At 64.4% G+C, this 16,463-nt stretch carries 17 protein-coding genes; 10 read left to right on the forward strand and 7 right to left on the reverse strand.

Annotated elements, in window-relative coordinates:
- Window positions 1–26: 26 nt before the first annotated feature.
- Both P9239_RS22675 and P9239_RS22680 read right to left on the reverse strand, forming a co-directional pair.
- Window positions 27–1,034, reverse strand: coding sequence for an ABC transporter substrate-binding protein (locus P9239_RS22675; protein WP_309755162.1), 1,008 nt, complete (start codon window positions 1,032–1,034; stop codon window positions 27–29).
- A 110-nt stretch (window positions 1,035–1,144) separates the two neighbouring features.
- Window positions 1,145–2,248 carry a LacI family DNA-binding transcriptional regulator gene (locus P9239_RS22680; RefSeq protein WP_309755164.1) on the reverse strand — a complete coding sequence of 368 codons (1,104 nt, stop codon included), beginning with the start codon at window positions 2,246–2,248 and terminating at the stop codon, window positions 1,145–1,147.
- Between the two features lie 190 nt (window positions 2,249–2,438).
- Between P9239_RS22680 and P9239_RS22685 the strand changes: the two genes are divergently transcribed.
- Window positions 2,439–3,239, forward strand: a complete 801-nt coding sequence (locus tag P9239_RS22685) for a phytanoyl-CoA dioxygenase family protein (RefSeq protein WP_309755166.1) — start codon at window positions 2,439–2,441, stop codon at window positions 3,237–3,239.
- On the forward strand, window positions 3,236–4,213 hold the full coding sequence (locus P9239_RS22690; RefSeq protein WP_309755168.1) for an aldose 1-epimerase: 978 nt from the start codon (window positions 3,236–3,238) through the stop codon (window positions 4,211–4,213). Before P9239_RS22685 ends, P9239_RS22690 begins: the two co-directional genes overlap by 4 nt.
- 316 nt (window positions 4,214–4,529) lie before the next feature.
- Here the strand turns inward: P9239_RS22690 and P9239_RS22695 are convergent, their stop codons facing one another.
- From P9239_RS22695 to P9239_RS22705, 3 genes are all read right to left on the reverse strand, one after another.
- Window positions 4,530–4,826 (reverse strand): hypothetical protein, encoded by a 297-nt coding sequence (locus tag P9239_RS22695; protein ID WP_309755171.1) that lies wholly within the window; start codon window positions 4,824–4,826, stop codon window positions 4,530–4,532.
- A gap of 386 nt (window positions 4,827–5,212) precedes the next feature.
- Window positions 5,213–5,530, reverse strand: a complete 318-nt coding sequence (locus P9239_RS22700) for a hypothetical protein (protein WP_309755174.1) — start codon at window positions 5,528–5,530, stop codon at window positions 5,213–5,215.
- 144 nt (window positions 5,531–5,674) lie between these two features.
- Entirely contained in the window at window positions 5,675–5,896 is a 222-nt protein-coding gene (locus tag P9239_RS22705) for a hypothetical protein (protein ID WP_309755179.1), read from the reverse strand.
- A 139-nt stretch (window positions 5,897–6,035) separates the two neighbouring features.
- On the opposite strand from P9239_RS22705, the gene P9239_RS22710 reads away from it, so the two are divergent.
- The 3 genes from P9239_RS22710 to P9239_RS22720 all read left to right on the forward strand — a co-directional run bounded on the left by P9239_RS22710 (window position 6,036) and on the right by P9239_RS22720 (window position 9,146).
- Window positions 6,036–6,395, forward strand: coding sequence for a DUF3140 domain-containing protein (locus P9239_RS22710; RefSeq protein WP_309755181.1), 360 nt, complete (start codon window positions 6,036–6,038; stop codon window positions 6,393–6,395).
- Between the two features lie 97 nt (window positions 6,396–6,492).
- Window positions 6,493–7,704: a putative DNA modification/repair radical SAM protein gene (locus P9239_RS22715; protein WP_309755183.1), complete on the forward strand. Its 1,212-nt coding sequence runs from the start codon at window positions 6,493–6,495 to the stop codon at window positions 7,702–7,704.
- A gap of 2 nt (window positions 7,705–7,706) precedes the next feature.
- A complete protein-coding gene (locus P9239_RS22720) occupies window positions 7,707–9,146 on the forward strand; it encodes a UdgX family uracil-DNA binding protein (RefSeq protein ID WP_309755186.1) in 1,440 nt (479 codons plus the stop codon).
- Here P9239_RS22720 and P9239_RS22725 read toward each other — a convergent pair.
- Window positions 9,143–9,931: an SDR family oxidoreductase gene (locus tag P9239_RS22725; RefSeq protein WP_309755189.1), complete on the reverse strand. Its 789-nt coding sequence runs from the start codon at window positions 9,929–9,931 to the stop codon at window positions 9,143–9,145. The genes P9239_RS22720 and P9239_RS22725 overlap by 4 nt on opposite strands.
- Before the next feature lie 227 nt (window positions 9,932–10,158).
- Here P9239_RS22725 and P9239_RS22730 point away from each other — a divergent pair, with 227 nt between their 5' ends.
- From P9239_RS22730 to P9239_RS22750, 5 genes are all read left to right on the forward strand, one after another.
- Window positions 10,159–10,911, forward strand: coding sequence for a DUF4410 domain-containing protein (locus P9239_RS22730; RefSeq protein WP_309755192.1), 753 nt, complete (start codon window positions 10,159–10,161; stop codon window positions 10,909–10,911).
- 68 nt (window positions 10,912–10,979) lie between these two features.
- Window positions 10,980–12,251 carry a cardiolipin synthase gene (cls, locus tag P9239_RS22735; RefSeq protein ID WP_309755195.1) on the forward strand — a complete coding sequence of 424 codons (1,272 nt, stop codon included), beginning with the start codon at window positions 10,980–10,982 and terminating at the stop codon, window positions 12,249–12,251.
- 117 nt (window positions 12,252–12,368) lie between these two features.
- A complete protein-coding gene (locus tag P9239_RS22740) occupies window positions 12,369–14,435 on the forward strand; it encodes an EAL domain-containing protein (RefSeq protein WP_309755200.1) in 2,067 nt (688 codons plus the stop codon).
- A 104-nt stretch (window positions 14,436–14,539) separates the two neighbouring features.
- Complete coding sequence (locus P9239_RS22745; protein ID WP_309755202.1) at window positions 14,540–14,983, forward strand: MarR family transcriptional regulator; 444 nt, start codon at window positions 14,540–14,542, stop codon at window positions 14,981–14,983.
- Window positions 14,984–15,072: 89 nt separating this feature from the next.
- Complete coding sequence (locus P9239_RS22750) at window positions 15,073–15,369, forward strand: DUF4148 domain-containing protein (protein ID WP_309755204.1); 297 nt, start codon at window positions 15,073–15,075, stop codon at window positions 15,367–15,369.
- Between the two features lie 52 nt (window positions 15,370–15,421).
- Here the strand turns inward: P9239_RS22750 and P9239_RS22755 are convergent, their stop codons facing one another.
- A complete protein-coding gene (locus P9239_RS22755) occupies window positions 15,422–16,288 on the reverse strand; it encodes an EAL domain-containing protein (RefSeq protein WP_309755207.1) in 867 nt (288 codons plus the stop codon).
- Window positions 16,289–16,463 lie beyond the last annotated feature (175 nt).

The following is a 16,463-nucleotide window of genomic DNA, read 5'->3' on the forward strand; positions in this document are numbered from 1 at the left end:
TCGCGAACCAACGCATCCTGCTTCGCTCAATAGCCGTACTGCATGCTCGCGTCGACGTTGCTCTTGTCGTAGAAGCGATCCGAGACCTTGACCCACGGCGGAATCGTCTCGCCCTTCGCGTACTTCTGCGCGACATCGCACGCGAGCGGTCCGAAGAACGGACTCGACTGCACGCTCGCGCCGAGTTCGCCGGCCTTGATTGCTTCGAGGCCGCCCTTGGTGCCGTCGATGGTCACGAGCACGATGTCCTTGCCCGGCTGCTTGCCCGCCGCCTTGATCGCGGCAATCGCGCCGAGCGCCATTTCGTCGTTGTGCGCGTAGACGGCGGTGACGTCGGGATGCGCCTGCAACAGCGTCTCCATGACCTGACGGCCCTTGTCGCGCGCGAAGTCGCCGCTTTGCGACGCGACGATCTTCATGCCCGGATTCTTCGCGATGACTTCATCGAAGCCCTTCTTGCGGTCGTTCGCGGCCGACGCGCCGGTGGAGCCTTCGAGTTCGATGATCGTGGCCTTGCCGTTCGTGGTTTTGACGAGCCAGTCGGCGGCGCGGTGACCCTGATCGATAAAGTCCGAGCCGATGAACGTGATGTAGTCGCGGCCCGCCTTCGCCATCGACTGATCGATGTTGCGGTCCACGAGAATCACCGGAATGCCGGCCTTCTTCGCCTGCAATACGACGGGCGCGAGCGGCTTCTCCTCGCGCGGCGGGAACACCAGCAGATCGACGTGCTGCGCAATCATGCTCTGGATGTCCGACACCTGTTTGGCTGCCGAGCTATTGGCGTCGGTGATGACGACCTGCCAGCCGCACTTCGATGCGACGTCCTTGAAACTCTTCGTCTCGGCAAGCCGCCACGGGTTGTTGCTCTCCGTCTGCGCGAAGCCCACGCGCAGCGGCTTCTTGTTCGGGATCTTGGGCAACGCGTCGTCGGCGGCGTGCGCCGCGCCGGCGGCGGCTGCGAGCGTCAGAGCGGTGAGCGCGGCGGCGAGCGGGCGCAGGCCCGAGCGGAGATTCTTGTTTAGCGACAGCATGTCTTCCTCCGATTTGGATGATTCGTCTTGTTGGTAATGCCGATGCTTGTTGTTGCCCGGTCTGTCTGATGCGAGAGAGGCTGCTGGTCCCTGTGTGCGGCTATTAGTGGTTAATCGCTAATATTATTAGTTGCGAGCTGCCTTGCTTCGGCGATGACTTTCACCGATCCGCGCTCGATCAGCGGGCCGTCCAGCTTCACGGTGCGGCGTCGCAACGGCGCGCCCACGGCGCGGTTGTGCTCCTCTTGCAGCAACGTCTCGACCGCCCACCGGCCGAGGTCGTAATTCGGCAGCACGACGGTCGATAACGGTGGATGCGTGTGGCGCGCGATCTCCTGATCGTCGTAGCCGACCACGGAAACATCGTCAGGCACGCGCAGCCCGAGCTGCTTGAGCGCCTCGATCGCGCCGAGCGCCATCAGGTCGTTCGCGCAAAAGATGGCCGTCGGCGGATTCGGCTCGCGCATGAGCGAAAGCGTCTGCTCGAAGCCGGTGCCGGAACTCCAGTCGCCTTCGCGCACGAGTTCCGGCGCGTAGGGCAAGTCCGCCGTGGCGAGCGCGGTGCGATAACCCTTGAGCCGGTCGCGCGCTGCGTCCTGATACGGCTCACCATTGATAAAGCCGATGCGCCGATGCCCCGCCGCGAGCAGATAGTCCGTCGCCGTGTGTCCGCCCGCGACTTCCGCCGGCACGACCGACGACAGGTTCGCCTCGTTCGCGTAGCAGTTGAGCAGCACTGTGGGCACCCTGGCGAGCGCCGCGGGCAGCTCCACGCGCCGCGTGTAGACGGTCGCGTAAATCACGCCGAGCAAGTTCGGGTTGCCGAGCGTCGCGTCCAGCACGCGTTCTTCGATCTCCGCGTTGCCGTGCGTCGAATACACGGCGAGGATGCGGCCGTGCGCAAACGCGGCGTCGCGTGCGCCGTCGATGGAAACGACGGGATGCGGGCTCGTCGAGATTTCATCGGCAAGATAGACGATCAGATTGCGCTCGCTTTGCGCGCCCGGTGCGTCGAAGGCATCGAGCGCGGCGGGCTCGCGCGGCGTCATGCGATAACCGAGTTCCTGCGCCGCGCGCAGCACCTTGTCGCGCGTCGTGTCCGAGAACTTCGCGCCGCTCGCGTTGTTGAGCACGAGCGAAACCGTCGATTGCGAGACTCCGGTGAGTTTCGCAATGTCGGTCATCGTCGGGCGGCGTTGCGTGGTTTTTTTCATCGGACGCGAGGGGCGTGTGAGGCTTGGCGAAAGAACTTACCACTAATATTAGTGATGAACAACACGGAAACCACCTAGCCCTACATGGATCGCTTCAGGGTTTTCACCGAGTATTACTAATAATATTGACGACCGCATTACAGCCGTGCGATTCTGTTTTCGATCGATTCACGACCGAAAGGAGCGGCGCATGGGCCGATACGACGAGACGACGAGAGACGCACTTGCACAAGCGTTCGAGCGAGACGGCTTTGTGCTGTTGCCCGACCATTTCGACCGCGCGAAGGTGGAAGCATGGCGCGACGCGTTCGCGCCATTGCTGCAGCCGCACGTCGAGGCGGCGCGCAAAGCATCGGCGAGCGGCAATCGCGGGCCGGGCCGGTATTACGTGACATTGCCGTTCGAAGGCGAGTTCGCGGACCCGTCGATCATTTGCGACGACGATATCGTCGCCATTGTCGAGCGTGTGGCGGGACCCGATCCGGTCATGTGCCAGCTCGCCACGGACACACCGGTGCGCGGTTCGGACTTTCAGGACTGGCATCGCGACACGCCGCCGCTTTTCGACGACGCGCCCGAAACGCCGTCGTTCCAGCTTGCGGTGAATTTCCCGCTGGTCGATGTGGACGAGCGCAACGGGTCGCTCGAAACGACGCGCGGCACGCATCGCGTGTCGCGCGAGGAAGCGCTTGCCGGTCTCGCCGATGGACGCTTTCCGCCCGAGCGCGTGCCGATGCGCGTCGGCGACGTGATGATCCGCGACGTGCGCGGGCTGCATCGCGGCACGCCGAATTACATCGACGAGCCGCGTCCGATGGTCGTGATCGGCTATAGCCGCTCGTGGTATTTCCGGCCCGAGGTGCATATCGACGTGCCGCGCGCCGTGCTCGCCGACCTGCCGCCGCGCGCGAAGCGCCTTCTGCGCTACAACCCGGTGGTCGAGCGGACCGAGCGCATCTTCGACGAAAACTACCGGCAGTTTGCATATTGAACGCCGATCGAACCGCACCCGGGCGCGCGGACGACGCGCTTGTTGAACTGCGCCACGGCGCGCGGCGCGTGCTGCTGGCGCCGCATGTGGGCGGCGCGATTGCGGCATTCTTCGACGCCCGCGAGCCGCACGAGGGCGGCGCGCTGCACTGGCTGCGTCCGGCTACCGTTGACGCGCTCATCGCGCGCAATCCGCTCGGCATGGCCAGCTTTCCGCTGGTGCCGTACTGCAATCGCATCCGCGACGCGCGCTTTATGTTCGACGGCGCGCTCGTCGATCTCTCCCGCGACGGCAATGCTTTTCCGCACGCGCTCCACGGCAACGGATGGCGCCGGCCGTGGCGCGTCGATGCCGTCTCGGACGCGAGCGCACGCCTCTCGCTCACGCACGTGCCGTCGCAGGAACCGGCGCATCACTGGCCGTTCGCGTTCGAGGCCGCGCAGGACATTGCGCTCGATGCCCAGTCGCTCACCGTCACGATGTCGCTGCGCAATGTCTCCGACCGTCCTATGCCGTTCGGCCTCGGCCATCATCCGTACTTTCCGCGCACCGCGCACACGGTTGTGCGCACGGGAGTCGGGTCGATGTGGCATACGACGCCCGAGCCGCTGCCGACGCACGCCGGCCCGCACCCTTGCATCGATGCACTGGCCTCGCCGCAAGGCATGTCCGCCGATGCGTTCGATCTCGACAACAACTTCACCGGCTGGTCGCGCGAGTCGACGATTGCGTGGCCGCGCGAGCATCGCTCGGTCACGCTGCGGGCAGACGCGCCGTTCGACTTCACGGTGATTTATGCGCCCGCGTCGCACGGGTCGCTGCTGTGCGTCGAGCCGGTCAGCAACGTCGCGGACTGGGTGAATCTCGATGTCGACGCGTCGCTGAAGGGAGGCGGTGTGCTTGCGCCGGGAGAATCGGTCAGCGCGCGGTTTTCGCTGACGCCGGAATGGGGTAGGGCGGTTCGCGTCGCCTGAGCCTCATTGCGCACGGACCAACCCGGCGGTGCAGCAGGGCGGTTCGTGCTCTGTTCCTCAAGCGCCGGATGATGATCAACGACATCGTCCGTGACCGGCGCGTAGGGAACTGGAATTGTGCAGTTGTATGAGGCGGTGCGACAGGCGCATGTACTTTCTGCCACGCAAGACGCCGAGGATCGGGGAAACCGCAGCGGAGCAGCGTCGGCATGCCAGTCGAGCGGTTGAGGACCCGTCGCGCCGTTGCACGCGCAAAGCGTGTCATGCGACACCGCGCGTTCGGCCGCGTGAGGCAGTTCCCGCGCCGCCGCCACTCTCAGTGCCCGAAGAACACTTCGCATCGCGGCTGGCCGCTGCATGCGTCAGCGTTCCGTCCGCCAGCCGACGCGCTCGTGCCGGCTTTCGCGCCCCCGTAGGCGTGTTCGTCCGCAGTGGCGTCGTCCGTTTTCGCGTCGGTTCGCGGGGCGGTGCGCGGCGTCTCCATGGGGCGCATCGTCTGCACGAGTTGTTGCGCTGCTTCCGGCATGCCCTGCGCTCGGGCATTGCCGGCGCCTGCGGCGAGCGCGCAGGCCGCCATCATCGCGATGAATTTCGGGTTGACGTTTGTCTTCATGTTCCAGCTCCTTAAGGAATGCACAAGCAGCCGGGAACACGTTCTCGGACTCCTTGCAGCGATGGGGTGGAGGCGCGCCGCGACTGTGCGATGCAAGCGCGCACCGGTCGGGTCCAGCGCGTTCGCCGCAGGGCGATCGCCGGCCCGCCGACCAGGCAACGACACAGACGACGATTAGCCCGTGGAATGCGATGCGGAAAAATCGCTCATATGCGTCGTGCGCGTTTCGAAAGCGCGCAGGGCATACCTTAGGGTTTGGGAAGAAGACGCGAAATCCCTATGCAGAAGGGATGCATAAGGAGGGACGGGAAGGAACTATGGATGGGATAAGCCCAGCCCGCGCAACACGCGGCGCGGACCGGGTTAAGCTGACAGAAGCGAATGCGTTATTCGGAGCTCGACGTCCCGCTGCCGGACGAGCCGGAGCCGCTCTTCTTGTGCATCTTGTTCATCTTGCTGCCCGAGCCGCTGCCCGAACCCATGGTCGAGGAGCCGGAAGCACCCGAGGTTGCGCCCGTCGTGCCATGCGCGTTCGGGGTGCCCATGCCGGTGCCGCCCTGCCCCGCGCCATTGCCGCCCGCCGTGCCGCCGCCGCCGCCCGCCCCGCCACCACCAGCGCCGCCGCCTGCACCCTGCGCGAACGCGGCGCCTGACAAACTCAGAATCATTGCAGATACGAGCAAGCTCTTCTTGGCGATCTTCATGGTTGCCTCCCTTGAATTGGATGTTTGTGCGCGCCGCTTCGATCGGCTTGCGCGGCGTCGCGCCTTACACGGTGCAATCCGTGTGCCGCACGTGTGAGGGTCTGCACATGTGACCGCCACAGTTCAGAACGCAGGCCCATGCCGTCAGGCCAGCGCCTCTTCGCACCATTCAATGGCCCACGACCGCGCGCAATGCAGCGCGTCCCATTCGTTCGGGAAGGAATCGAGATCGCCCGATTCGTGGACTTCCACGTTCGGCGTGTGTTCGTTCGGCGCGCTGGTGATCCGGGCGCGTGCGTAATAGCTGCCGTCTTCGTCGTGGCGGGCGGTGCAGTCGATGTGAAAATTCTTGTAGTCAAAACGCATGGAAGGTTCTCCGCAAAGAAGTCATGAGGTCTGCGCGAGCGCGCTGATGCGCGACACGGCGCGCGTGTGACGAAGGCTCGCTGGAGCGGTGCTTGCTCGAATCAAACCACGTTGTCGATCTCACCAATGGAGCGCGCTCATGACGACGCATGAAGCACATGGACAATCGCCGGACGGCGAAGACAAGGCGACGTTCGACGAATTCAGATCGCTCGTCAACATGACGGCGCATCAACTGGAGAAGTGGCTGGCGACGGATGAATCCCGTGCCGTTGGCCAGAAGGATGGAAACGCGGAGTCGGTAGGGCATCAGTCCGGGCGTCGGATTATCGAATTGCTCGGCGCGAAGAAGAGCGAATTGCATGCCGACGACTACGCCCACATGCGTAAGGTAACGGGCTACGTGAAACGCCACCTCGCGCAGCGCCCGCACGGCGACATCGAACATACGAAGTGGCGCTACTCGCTGATGAACTGGGGCCATGATCCGTTGAAATAGCGGCGGCGCGCCGCAAAGTTGCTGCAGCCACGCCGTTTGCAAACTTTTTCTACGACACGATTAGCATACTGTATATATATACAGTATCATAGCCAAGATGGAACTGTCCGAAAAGCTCGAGATTCTTGCAGATGCCGCGAAGTACGACGCATCGTGCGCAAGCGGCGGCGCGCCCAAGCGTGAGTCGCGCGGCGTCGAAGGACTTGGCGCGAGCACGGGTTCGGGCATCTGCCATAGCTTTACGCCGGACGGCCGCTGCGTGTCGCTGCTTAAGATTCTGCTGACTAACTTCTGCCTGTATGACTGCAGGTACTGCATCAACCGCCGCTCGAGCAACGTGCCGCGCGCCCGGTTCACGCCGGAAGAAGTCGTCACACTGACGCTGGACTTTTATCGCCGCAACTATATCGACGGGCTGTTCCTGAGTTCGGGCGTGATTCGTTCGTCGAACTACACCATGGAGCAACTCGTGCTCGTGGCGAAGACGTTGCGCGAAAAGCACCAGTTTCGCGGCTATATCCATCTCAAGACGATTCCCGACGCCGATCCCGGCCTGATCGCTCAGGCGGGGCGTTATGCGGATCGTCTCAGCGTGAATATCGAACTGCCGACGGAAATCAGTCTTGAACGGCTCGCGCCGGAGAAGAGCGGCCGGACCATCAAGCTCGCAATGGGCAATATCTGCGTCGCGCGCGAGGAGTCGGAGGCCGAGCCGCGTGCGCCGCGCTTCGCGCCAGCGGGGCAGAGCACGCAAATGATCGTCGGTGCGGACGAAACCGACGACCGCACCATTCTCGGCACCGCGGAAACGCTGTACGGCTCGTATCAGTTGAAGCGTGTCTACTATTCGGCGTTCAGTCCCATTCCGGACAGTCCGTCCGGCGTCCCGTCAAAGGCGCCGCCGCTTTTGCGCGAGCATCGCCTTTATCAGGCGGACTTTCTCATGCGCGGCTACGGCTTCAATGCGGCCGAATTGCTCGGCGATGCCGGCAATCTTCCGCTCGATGTCGATCCCAAGCTCGCCTGGGCGCTCGCGCATCGCGAGCGTTTTCCGGTGGATCTGAACGCCGCGCCCGTGCGCATGATCGCGCGCGTGCCGGGCATCGGGATGCGCAACGCGAAGCGCATCGCGGAATTGCGGCGGGCGCGGCGCGTGCGCTACGCGGACCTCGTGCGGCTGCGCTGCGCCATGGACAAAGTGAAGCCGTTCGTCGTGACGGAGGACTATCGGCCGCCGCTCGCCGAAGCCTCGTCGGAACATTTGCGAAAGGCGCTTGCCACTGAGCCCGTGCAGCTTTCGCTGATCTAGCGATGCACGTCATTACCATCGACGACGACTTCGGAGCCTGGCGCAGCGCCGCCCTCGGCGCGCTCGCTCAAGACCTGAAGCCCGAGTCGATCGAATGGCGCACGCAGCAAAGCGACACACCCGCGTTATTCGCGGCATCGGCGGAACAGGCCGCTCCGTCCGCCGACGCCGCGCAAGTGCGCGTCTCGCGTGAATTCGCCGCCTTGCTAAAGGACGCCGCGCACTTTCGCGACGAGCGCCGCTGGGGCTTCCTTTATCGCGTACTCTGGCGCTGGGCGCACGGCGACCGCTCGGTCGCATCGGCTGCGGACGAGGACGGCGCGCGGCTTTACAAGATGGCGAAGGCGGTGCGCCGTGCGCAGCACGACATGATCGCGTACGTGCGCTTTCGTCAGCGCGATGCCTCGCTCGGCGCGCCGGAATACGTTGCCTGGTACGAGCCGGATCACGACGTGCTGGCCTGGAGCGCGGAGCATTTCGCGGCGCGCATGGGCCAGTCCACGTGGCTCATCACCACGCCGGACGGCGCGGCCATGTGGAACGGCGAGCGGCTCGAGATCGAGCGCCGCCGTGCGCTCGCGTCCGATCATGCGTCCGACACGCCCGACGCCGCCGAAGCCTTGTGGATGACCTATTACCGCAGCATTTTCAACCCGGCGCGACTGAACGAATCGGTGCTCGAACAGCAGATGCCGGTGCGCTTCTGGAAGGGCCTGCCCGAAGGCGCGCTCATTCCGCAGCTTGTCAGCGATGCGCGCGGCGGCGCGCGGCGTGTCGCGCAGGCGCGAGCGGTCGGGGCGCTCCGCGGCAAGGCCGTGCAGGTCGAGGCGCAGGATGCGCAGCCGGAACGCGAGGCGCCCACGTCCCTCGACATGTGCCGTCGCTGCGATCTCTGGCGCCACGCGACGCAAGCCGTCCACGGCGCCGGCCCGGCCGATGCGCGCATCATGCTGCTCGGCGAGCAGCCGGGCGATCAGGAAGACCTCAGGGGCGAGCCGTTCGTCGGTCCCGCCGGTCAGTTGCTCGACGACGCCATGCGCCGCGCGCAGGTGCCGCGCGAGCAGGTCTATCTGACCAACGCCGTGAAGCATTTCAAGTGGGAGCCGCGCGGCAAGCGGCGACTTCATAAGACGCCCGCGCAGCAGGAAGTCGAAGCGTGCTCGTATTGGCTCGAACGCGAACTGGATCGAACCGGCGCGCGCGTCATCGTCACGCTCGGCGCGACGGCGCTCACGGCGTTGCTCGGCAAGCGCGCGACTTTGCGGGCGCACGTCGGGCGCGTCGTGCCGTATGGCGACAAGCTGATCGTCGCCACCTATCACCCGTCGTATGCGCTGCGCCAACTCGACGACGCGGCGCGGGAAAAGACCATCGCCGATATCGTCGACGCGCTCGCCAAGGCGCGCTCGCTCGTCGAAGAGACGCAGACGCTGCCGCGCTAGAACGCCGCGCGCACCACCCCGCCGTCTGCGCGCAACGCCGCGCCGTTCGTCGCCGACGACAACGCCGAGCACACGTACACGACCATGCTCGCGATTTCCTCCGGCGTAATGAACCGCTTGAGCAGCGAACTCGGCCGCGCTTCCTCGAAGAACGACTTCTCGACATCGGCCATGTTCTTTCCGCCGGAGAGCTTTTCGACGAACTCCGTCACGCCTTCCGAACTCGTCGGGCCGGGCAACACGGCGTTCACGGTGACGCCGGTGCCCGCGCACGTTTCGGCCAGGCCACGGGACAGCGCCAGTTGCGCGGTTTTCGTCAGACCGTAGTGGATCATCTCGACCGGAATTTGAATGCCGCTCTCGCTGCTGATGAACACCACGCGGCCCCAGTTTTTCGCTTTCATCTTCGGCAGATAAGCGCGCGAAAGCCGCACGCCCGACATGACGTTCGCGTTGAAAAAGCGCAGCCAGTCGTCGTCGGAAATCTCTTCGAACGGCTTCGGCTCGAAGATGCCCATGTTGTTGACGAGAATATCGACATCGGGAAAGCGCTCGACGAGCACGTCGACTTGCGCGGCGTCGGAGACATCGCCCGCGAAGCCTTCGGCCTGTGCGCCCGGCACGAGCTGGCGCAGCTTGTCGAGCGCCGCGTCCACAGACGATTGCGAGCGTCCGTTCACGATCACGCGCGCGCCCTCACGCGCGAGCGCGACGGCGATGGCGTGGCCGATGCCCTTCGTCGATCCGGACACGAATGCGAGCTTGTTGCCGATTTGCAGATCCATCGTTGCTCCTTCGAAGAGGGTTGTACGAGAAAGCGGCGCGCCGCGCGCGCGTTCGACGCATGGTAACGAGACTCGCGTGATCGCGCTCAGACGCGGCGCTCGCCGCATGAAACCCGGCGACATAAATGCTCGATGGCGTGCGCGCCGGGCATCGGCGATAGTTGCGGCACGCTGATCGACAGCCCAGCTTCAGACCGACTCTCCAGCCAACGAACCCAGGTGCCGACATGTCCCACGAAACGAACTTCTCCTTGCTCGATTCCCTCGTCCGTCACGCGCGCCGCGCCCTCGTCGCGGCAATCGTGACCGGCGTCGCGCTTTTCGCGGGCTCGGCGCGCGCGGCCGGCGCCGACGCGCAGACGGCGGCGGTCGCTTCCGCCGTGCGGTCGGGCATCATTTACGTGTATCCCTTCGCAAGCGACGCTGCCGACGTGAAGCTCGACAATCACGGCCTCGCGTCGAAGCTGAAAACGGCGATGTCCGGCGACACTGAGGCGCAGCAGCAAGCTCAGAATGCGCTGGCGGCGCGCGAGGAGGTGGCCGACGAAATTGTCGCCAAGCTCCAGTCGATGGGCCTGCGCGCGGTCCGCGCCGATGTCGCGCCGCCCGTTGATCAGAACGTGCTCGAAGTGGTCGGCAATATCGACAAGATCGACGCCGGCAATCGCCGCCGCCGCGTGCTGATTGGCCTGGGCGCAGGCGAGAGCAAGGTTACGGCGACCGTGCAGCTCGTCTTCAAGCCCGCGCACGGCGCGCCGCAGTTGCTCGAACAGTTCGATGCGAGCGCCGACAGCGGTCACGCGCCGGGCGTCGCGGAGACGGCGGGCGTCGGTGCGGTCGCGGGTCACGCAATGAGTTCGCTCGCGGTATCGGGCGGATTGCATGGCGTTTCCGAAACGAAGCGCGCGGGCGTTTCATCGGACGAACAACGTCTGGGCGACGCCATTGCCAAGCAGATCGGACAATCCGCGCAAACCTGATGGCCCGCACGTTCCGGAACCACATACACTAGCGGTTCCGGACGGATGTTCGCTTCGCGAGGCCCCGCATGCCGACGATTGCCCTGATTGCGCTGACCGTGGTAGCCACTGTGATCGTCGTGCTGGTGATCGCCAACCTGTCGAGCGGCGAGAAGAAGATCGAGCACAAGATCGAGCGGCTCTACGCGAGCGACGATCCGCAGTTCATCCGGTCGATGGGTCTGCTGCTCGGGCCGCCGGTCGTCGACGGCAACCGCTTCGAGGTGCTCGTCAACGGCGACGAAATCTTTCCCTCGATGCTCGACGGCATCCGCTCGGCGCAAAAGACGATCACCTTCGAGACGTTCATCTACTGGTCGGGCGCGATAGGCGAGAAAATCGCGCAGGCGCTGGCCGAGAAGGCGCGCGCAGGCGTCGCGGTGCATGTGCTGCTCGACTGGGTTGGCTCGTCCAAGATGGACAAGCGCTATATGCAGATGCTGCGCGACGCGGGCGCGGAGGTCATTCAGTATCACAAGCCGCACTTGACGGGACTCGGCCGCATGAACGACCGCACGCATCGAAAGCTGCTCGTGATCGACGGGCGCGTGGGGTTCACCGGCGGCGTCGGGATCGCGCAAGAGTGGACGGGCCACGCGCAGGACGAGAAACACTGGCGCGACACGCATTTTCGCGTGGCGGGTCCGGCGGTCGGCCAGATGCAGGCGGTCTTCATGGACAACTGGGTCAAGGCCACGGGGAACGTGCTGCACGGCGCCGACTATTTCCCCGAGATCGAGCGCGCGGGCGACGGTCTCGCGCACATGTTCAGCAGTTCGCCTTCGGGCGGCAGCGACGACATGCAACTGATGTATCTGATGGCGATCACCGCCGCGACCCATTCCATCGACCTGTCGAGCGCGTACTTCGTGCCGGACAAGCTGACCATCAACGCTATCGTGGAAGCGGCGCGCCGCGGTGTGCGTGTGCGCGTGATCACGCCGGGCAAGCGCATCGACACGCACACGGTGCGCGAGGCATCGCGCGCATGTTGGGGCGACCTGCTTGCGGCGGGCGTCGAGATGTACGAGTATCAGCCGACGATGTTCCATTGCAAGCTGATCGTCGTCGACGAATTTCTGGTTTCGGTCGGCTCGACGAATTTCGACAGCCGCTCGTTCAAGCTTAACGACGAAGCGAACCTCAACATCTACGACCGCGATTTCGCGCGCCAGCAGACCGCCATTTTCGATGCCGACATTGCGCATGCAAAGCGCATTACGCTTGCGGACTGGCAGCGGCGCGGCCTCGGAGAACGCATGCTTGAGCGCGTTGTCGCTTTGCTGGACCCCGAACTGTGATGCCGCAACCGATGGACGAACCCCGTGCGGTCCGGGATGTGTCGACCGCCCTAAAGATTGACCGCTTCACGCCGATAAGACGCTTACGCTAACAAGTCCCTTTCATTCCGGCACTTCATGCACGGCACTTATAACTTCTGGCTCGTCGCCGCATCGCTCGTCGTCGCGACGCTCGCCTCGTACACGGCGCTCGACATCTCCGGCCGCATCGCGATGCTGTCGCACTCGCGTATGCGCCATGTCTGGCTCGCGGGCGGCGCGGCCTCGATGGGCATCGGCATCTGGTCCATGCACTTCGTCGGCGTGCTGGCGTTCTCGCTGCCTATTCAGCTCGGCTATGACTTCCGCATCACCGCGGCTTCGCTCGCCATTGCAATGCTGGTGTCGTTCTTTGCGCTTTCGGTCATCAATCGCGTGCGGCTGACGCTCTTGCGGCTCACCGCGAGCAGCTTGCTGATGGGCGCGGGCATTGCCGCGATGCACTATACCGGCGATGCCGCCATGCGGATGCGCCCGGCCATCGAGTACGACCCGTTCCTGTTCGCGGCGTCCATCGTGATTGCGGTGGTCGCGTCCGGCGCGGCGCTGTGGATTGCGCGCGTGTTGTCGAATGCGAACCAATCGAATCTCACGAAGAAGCGCCTCGGGTCCGCGCTCGTGATGGGCATCGCGATCACGGGGATGCATTACACCGGCAACGCGGCCGCGAACTTCCTGCCGGGCGCGGTGTGCGGCGCGGCCAACGGCGTGGATGTGCATTGGCTCGCCACGACGGTCATGCTTTTTACGTTCGCTATTCTGATCATCACGCTCGTTCTGTCGCGCTTCGATGCGCAGAACGAGTTGCTCGCAGGTTCGGTGTCGCGCCTGCACGGGCAGATCGTTCACATGGCGACGTTCGATACGCTCACGGACTTGCCGAACCGGCGCACGGTGACGGAGCGCATCGGCCGCGCGGTGAGGAACGCGACGAATAACGGCAGCCGCTTTGCGATCCTCTTCATGGATCTCGATGGCTTCAAGACGATCAACGATTCGCTCGGCCACTCGATAGGCGACGAGGTGCTCCAGGCGTTCGCCAAGCGCCTGCTGCAATGCGTGCGCGGCGGCGATGCGGTCGGGCGGCTGGGCGGCGATGAGTTCGTGGTGGTGCTGGAAGGCATCGGCACGCCCGTGGACGCCGAGAAACTTGCCGAGCGCATTCTCGACGCCATGAGGAAGGGCCTCGTCGTCGCGGAACACTCGCTGCAAGTGATGCCGAGTATCGGCATTGCGCTCTTTCCCGACGACGGCGATAGCGTCGAGACGCTGCTCAAGCACGCGGACGTCGCAATGTACGAGGCGAAGCGCGGCGGACGCAGCACGTATCGCTTCTTCGAAGCCAGCATGAACGAGGCGGCGGTGCGCACGCTGCAAATTCAGCAGGCGCTGCACGAGGCTTTGAACGAAGGCTACTTCTATCTGCTCTTCCAGCCGAAATTTCGCGGCGACGGCGAACTTGCGGGCGCGGAGGCGCTGATCCGGCTGGAGCATCCGCAATTGGGCTTATTGACGCCGCTCGAATTCATTCCGATTGCGGAACGCTCGGGGCAGATTGTCGACATCGGCTATTGGGTCGTGCGCGAGACATGCCGGCATATGGTGCGCTGGCGCGAGTCCGGACGCGGGGCGGTGAAAGTCGCCATCAACCTTTCGCCGCGGCAGTTGAACGAAGCCGACCTCGTGACCCGCGTTCTGCAGATCGTGCGCGAGGAAGGCGTGTCGAGCGACCAGTTGATGTTCGAGATCACCGAGACCGTGGCGATGCAGGACGCGCCGCGCACGACCGAAATGATTCGCGCGTTCCAGGACAACGGCTGTGAGATCGCCATCGACGATTTCGGCACGGGCTATTCGAGCCTCGCCTATTTGCAGCGGTTCCGCGCCAAGCAGTTGAAGATCGACCGCTTCTTCACCAACGGTCTGGACGAAAACGGTCAGGAAGGGCGCGCCATCGTCTCGGCCATCATCGCGCTTGCGCATTCGCTCGACATGGATGTCGTCGCGGAAGGTGTCGAAACGGGCACGCAGCTCGACCGCCTGCAAGACATGCGCTGCGACGAGATGCAGGGCTTCCTGCTTGCCAGGCCGCTGTCTTCCGATGCCTTCGCTTCCTTGCTTGAGCGCGGCAAGGTCAACGTCTGACAATCATTAGGGATCCGTACGGACGTCCAAAGGCGCGTGCTCTTCGCACGCCCAATGTGCGCCAGTAGGCGCACGCGGGACGCAAGCGTCCCTATAATCGCCCGATGGAACCTCAACTCGACAAGCGCTTCGGCTTTTTGATCGCGGACGTGGACCGCCTGTGCGGCAACCGCTTCGACGAATTGGCGAAATCGTCGCTCAATCTCACGCGTGCGCAGTGTCGCGTGCTTGCGTATCTGTCGCATTACGGAGAGGTGAATCAGGCGCGGCTCGCCTCGCTACTCGAAGTGGCGCCGATTTCCGCCGGGCGCCTGCTTGACCGCATGGAAGAGGGCGGGTGGATCGTGCGGCGGCTCAATCCCGACGACCGCCGCGAGCGCCAGGTGCGCATGACCGCGAAGGCGCAGAAGGCGCTCGATAAAGCCAGGCGCGTCGGCGACGCGATCGCCGCGGAGGCGCTTGCGGGCCTCGACCGCCAGGAGCGCGACCGGCTGATCGCGCTGTTACAGCGTGTGCGGAGCAATCTGAGCCGAATCGTGGACCGGTGACAGATGGACCGCTTCTTGCAATGCGATGACTCGCCGCGTCAAGAAACGGACCGTCACGCATCGACGGTCATCCACATCGGAGAATCTTCATGTTGACAGTACGCACCGCACCGCTCGCCATTGTGGCGTTGTCCGTCGCCGCGCTCGTCACGTTGCCCGTCACGCCTGCGCACGCGCAAGACGCGGGCGCTTCGACGCCGAAGCAAGTCAAGAAGGCCGAGAGAAAGGCGGCGCGTGCCAAGAAAGACGCCGAGCTGAGTGACCTCGAGAAGAACGGCTACAGCCCGTCGGGTGAGCAGACGGATTATCCGCAGAACCTTCAGAATGCACAGCGCCGCATTAACGCCGAGAAGGCGGGACAGCCGGCGCCTGCATCGGCGCCTTAAGACTCGAACCGGCGATCGCCGCGCACGCACTTACAAGCGTGCGCGGGTTCACTCAAGCGGCATCCGCCAACGGCACCACGCGGTGTTGCTTCATGTCGACGGGCCGGATGCGGCGCGCGCCGGGGACCTTCCCGATGCCAAACGCCGGCCGCGCGAGATAGAAGCCCTGCGCGAAGGCATGCGGCCACTGAGCGAGCCATTGCGCCTGTGCCGCCGTCTCGACGCCTTCGACGACCACCGACAGTTTCAGTCGCGCCATCAGCGCGAGCACCGACGAGAACACCGTGCGCGCATCCGCGTTATGTGGCGCTTCGGCGAGCAGTTCCTTGGCGATCTTCACAGTCCCGAAGCTGATCGGACCCAAGGCGGCAAGACACGCGAAGCCGGTGCCGAAATCGTCCATGGCGACGTTGACGCCGCGAGCGCGCAAACGTTGCACGACCTTCGCAATCGACGGGAAGCGGGCGAGATCCTGGTTCTCCGACAATTCCACTTCGATGGACGAAGGCGCGATGCCGTGGTCGCGGCACACGGCATCCAGCCGTTCCGCGAAGCCCTCGGCGGCAGCGACCGAAGGCGGCACGTTGATCGCCACGGGATAGGCCGCGCCGCCGCTCGCCTGCCATGTCGCGATGTCGTGCGAAACCGCGTTCATCACGAAGTCGGTCACTTCCAGCATGACTTCTTCGTCTTCGAGTGCTTCGTGGAACGCGCCCGGCAACAGCACTCCGAACTCGGGATGACGCCAGCGAATCAGGGCTTCCATCTGCGCGAGCTCGCCGCTGTCGACTCGATAGATTCCCTGATACGCCATGCAGAATTCGCCGGCTTCCAGGCCTTCGAGCACGCGCGTTTTCAACGTGTCAGCGGTCTTGGCCGCGACAGTCGATGTGTGCGACCGGGAAAGAAATGTCTTCATGCTAAGCCGCCTTGCCAGTGGTTCCCGCGCTTAAATGCACGACTCATGCCCGAATGGGCTATTTGTCCGGCAATTGCGTGGCGGCAAGGGGAAAACCCGGACCCATGCATCATGACAGGGCACGGTTCGGACGCTTAACGTTTCAAGCGCGATACACCATGCGCCGTTCGGTAGA

It is taken from the genome of Caballeronia sp. LZ062 (assembly GCF_031450785.1).
Classification (GTDB): Bacteria; Pseudomonadota; Gammaproteobacteria; order Burkholderiales; family Burkholderiaceae; genus Caballeronia.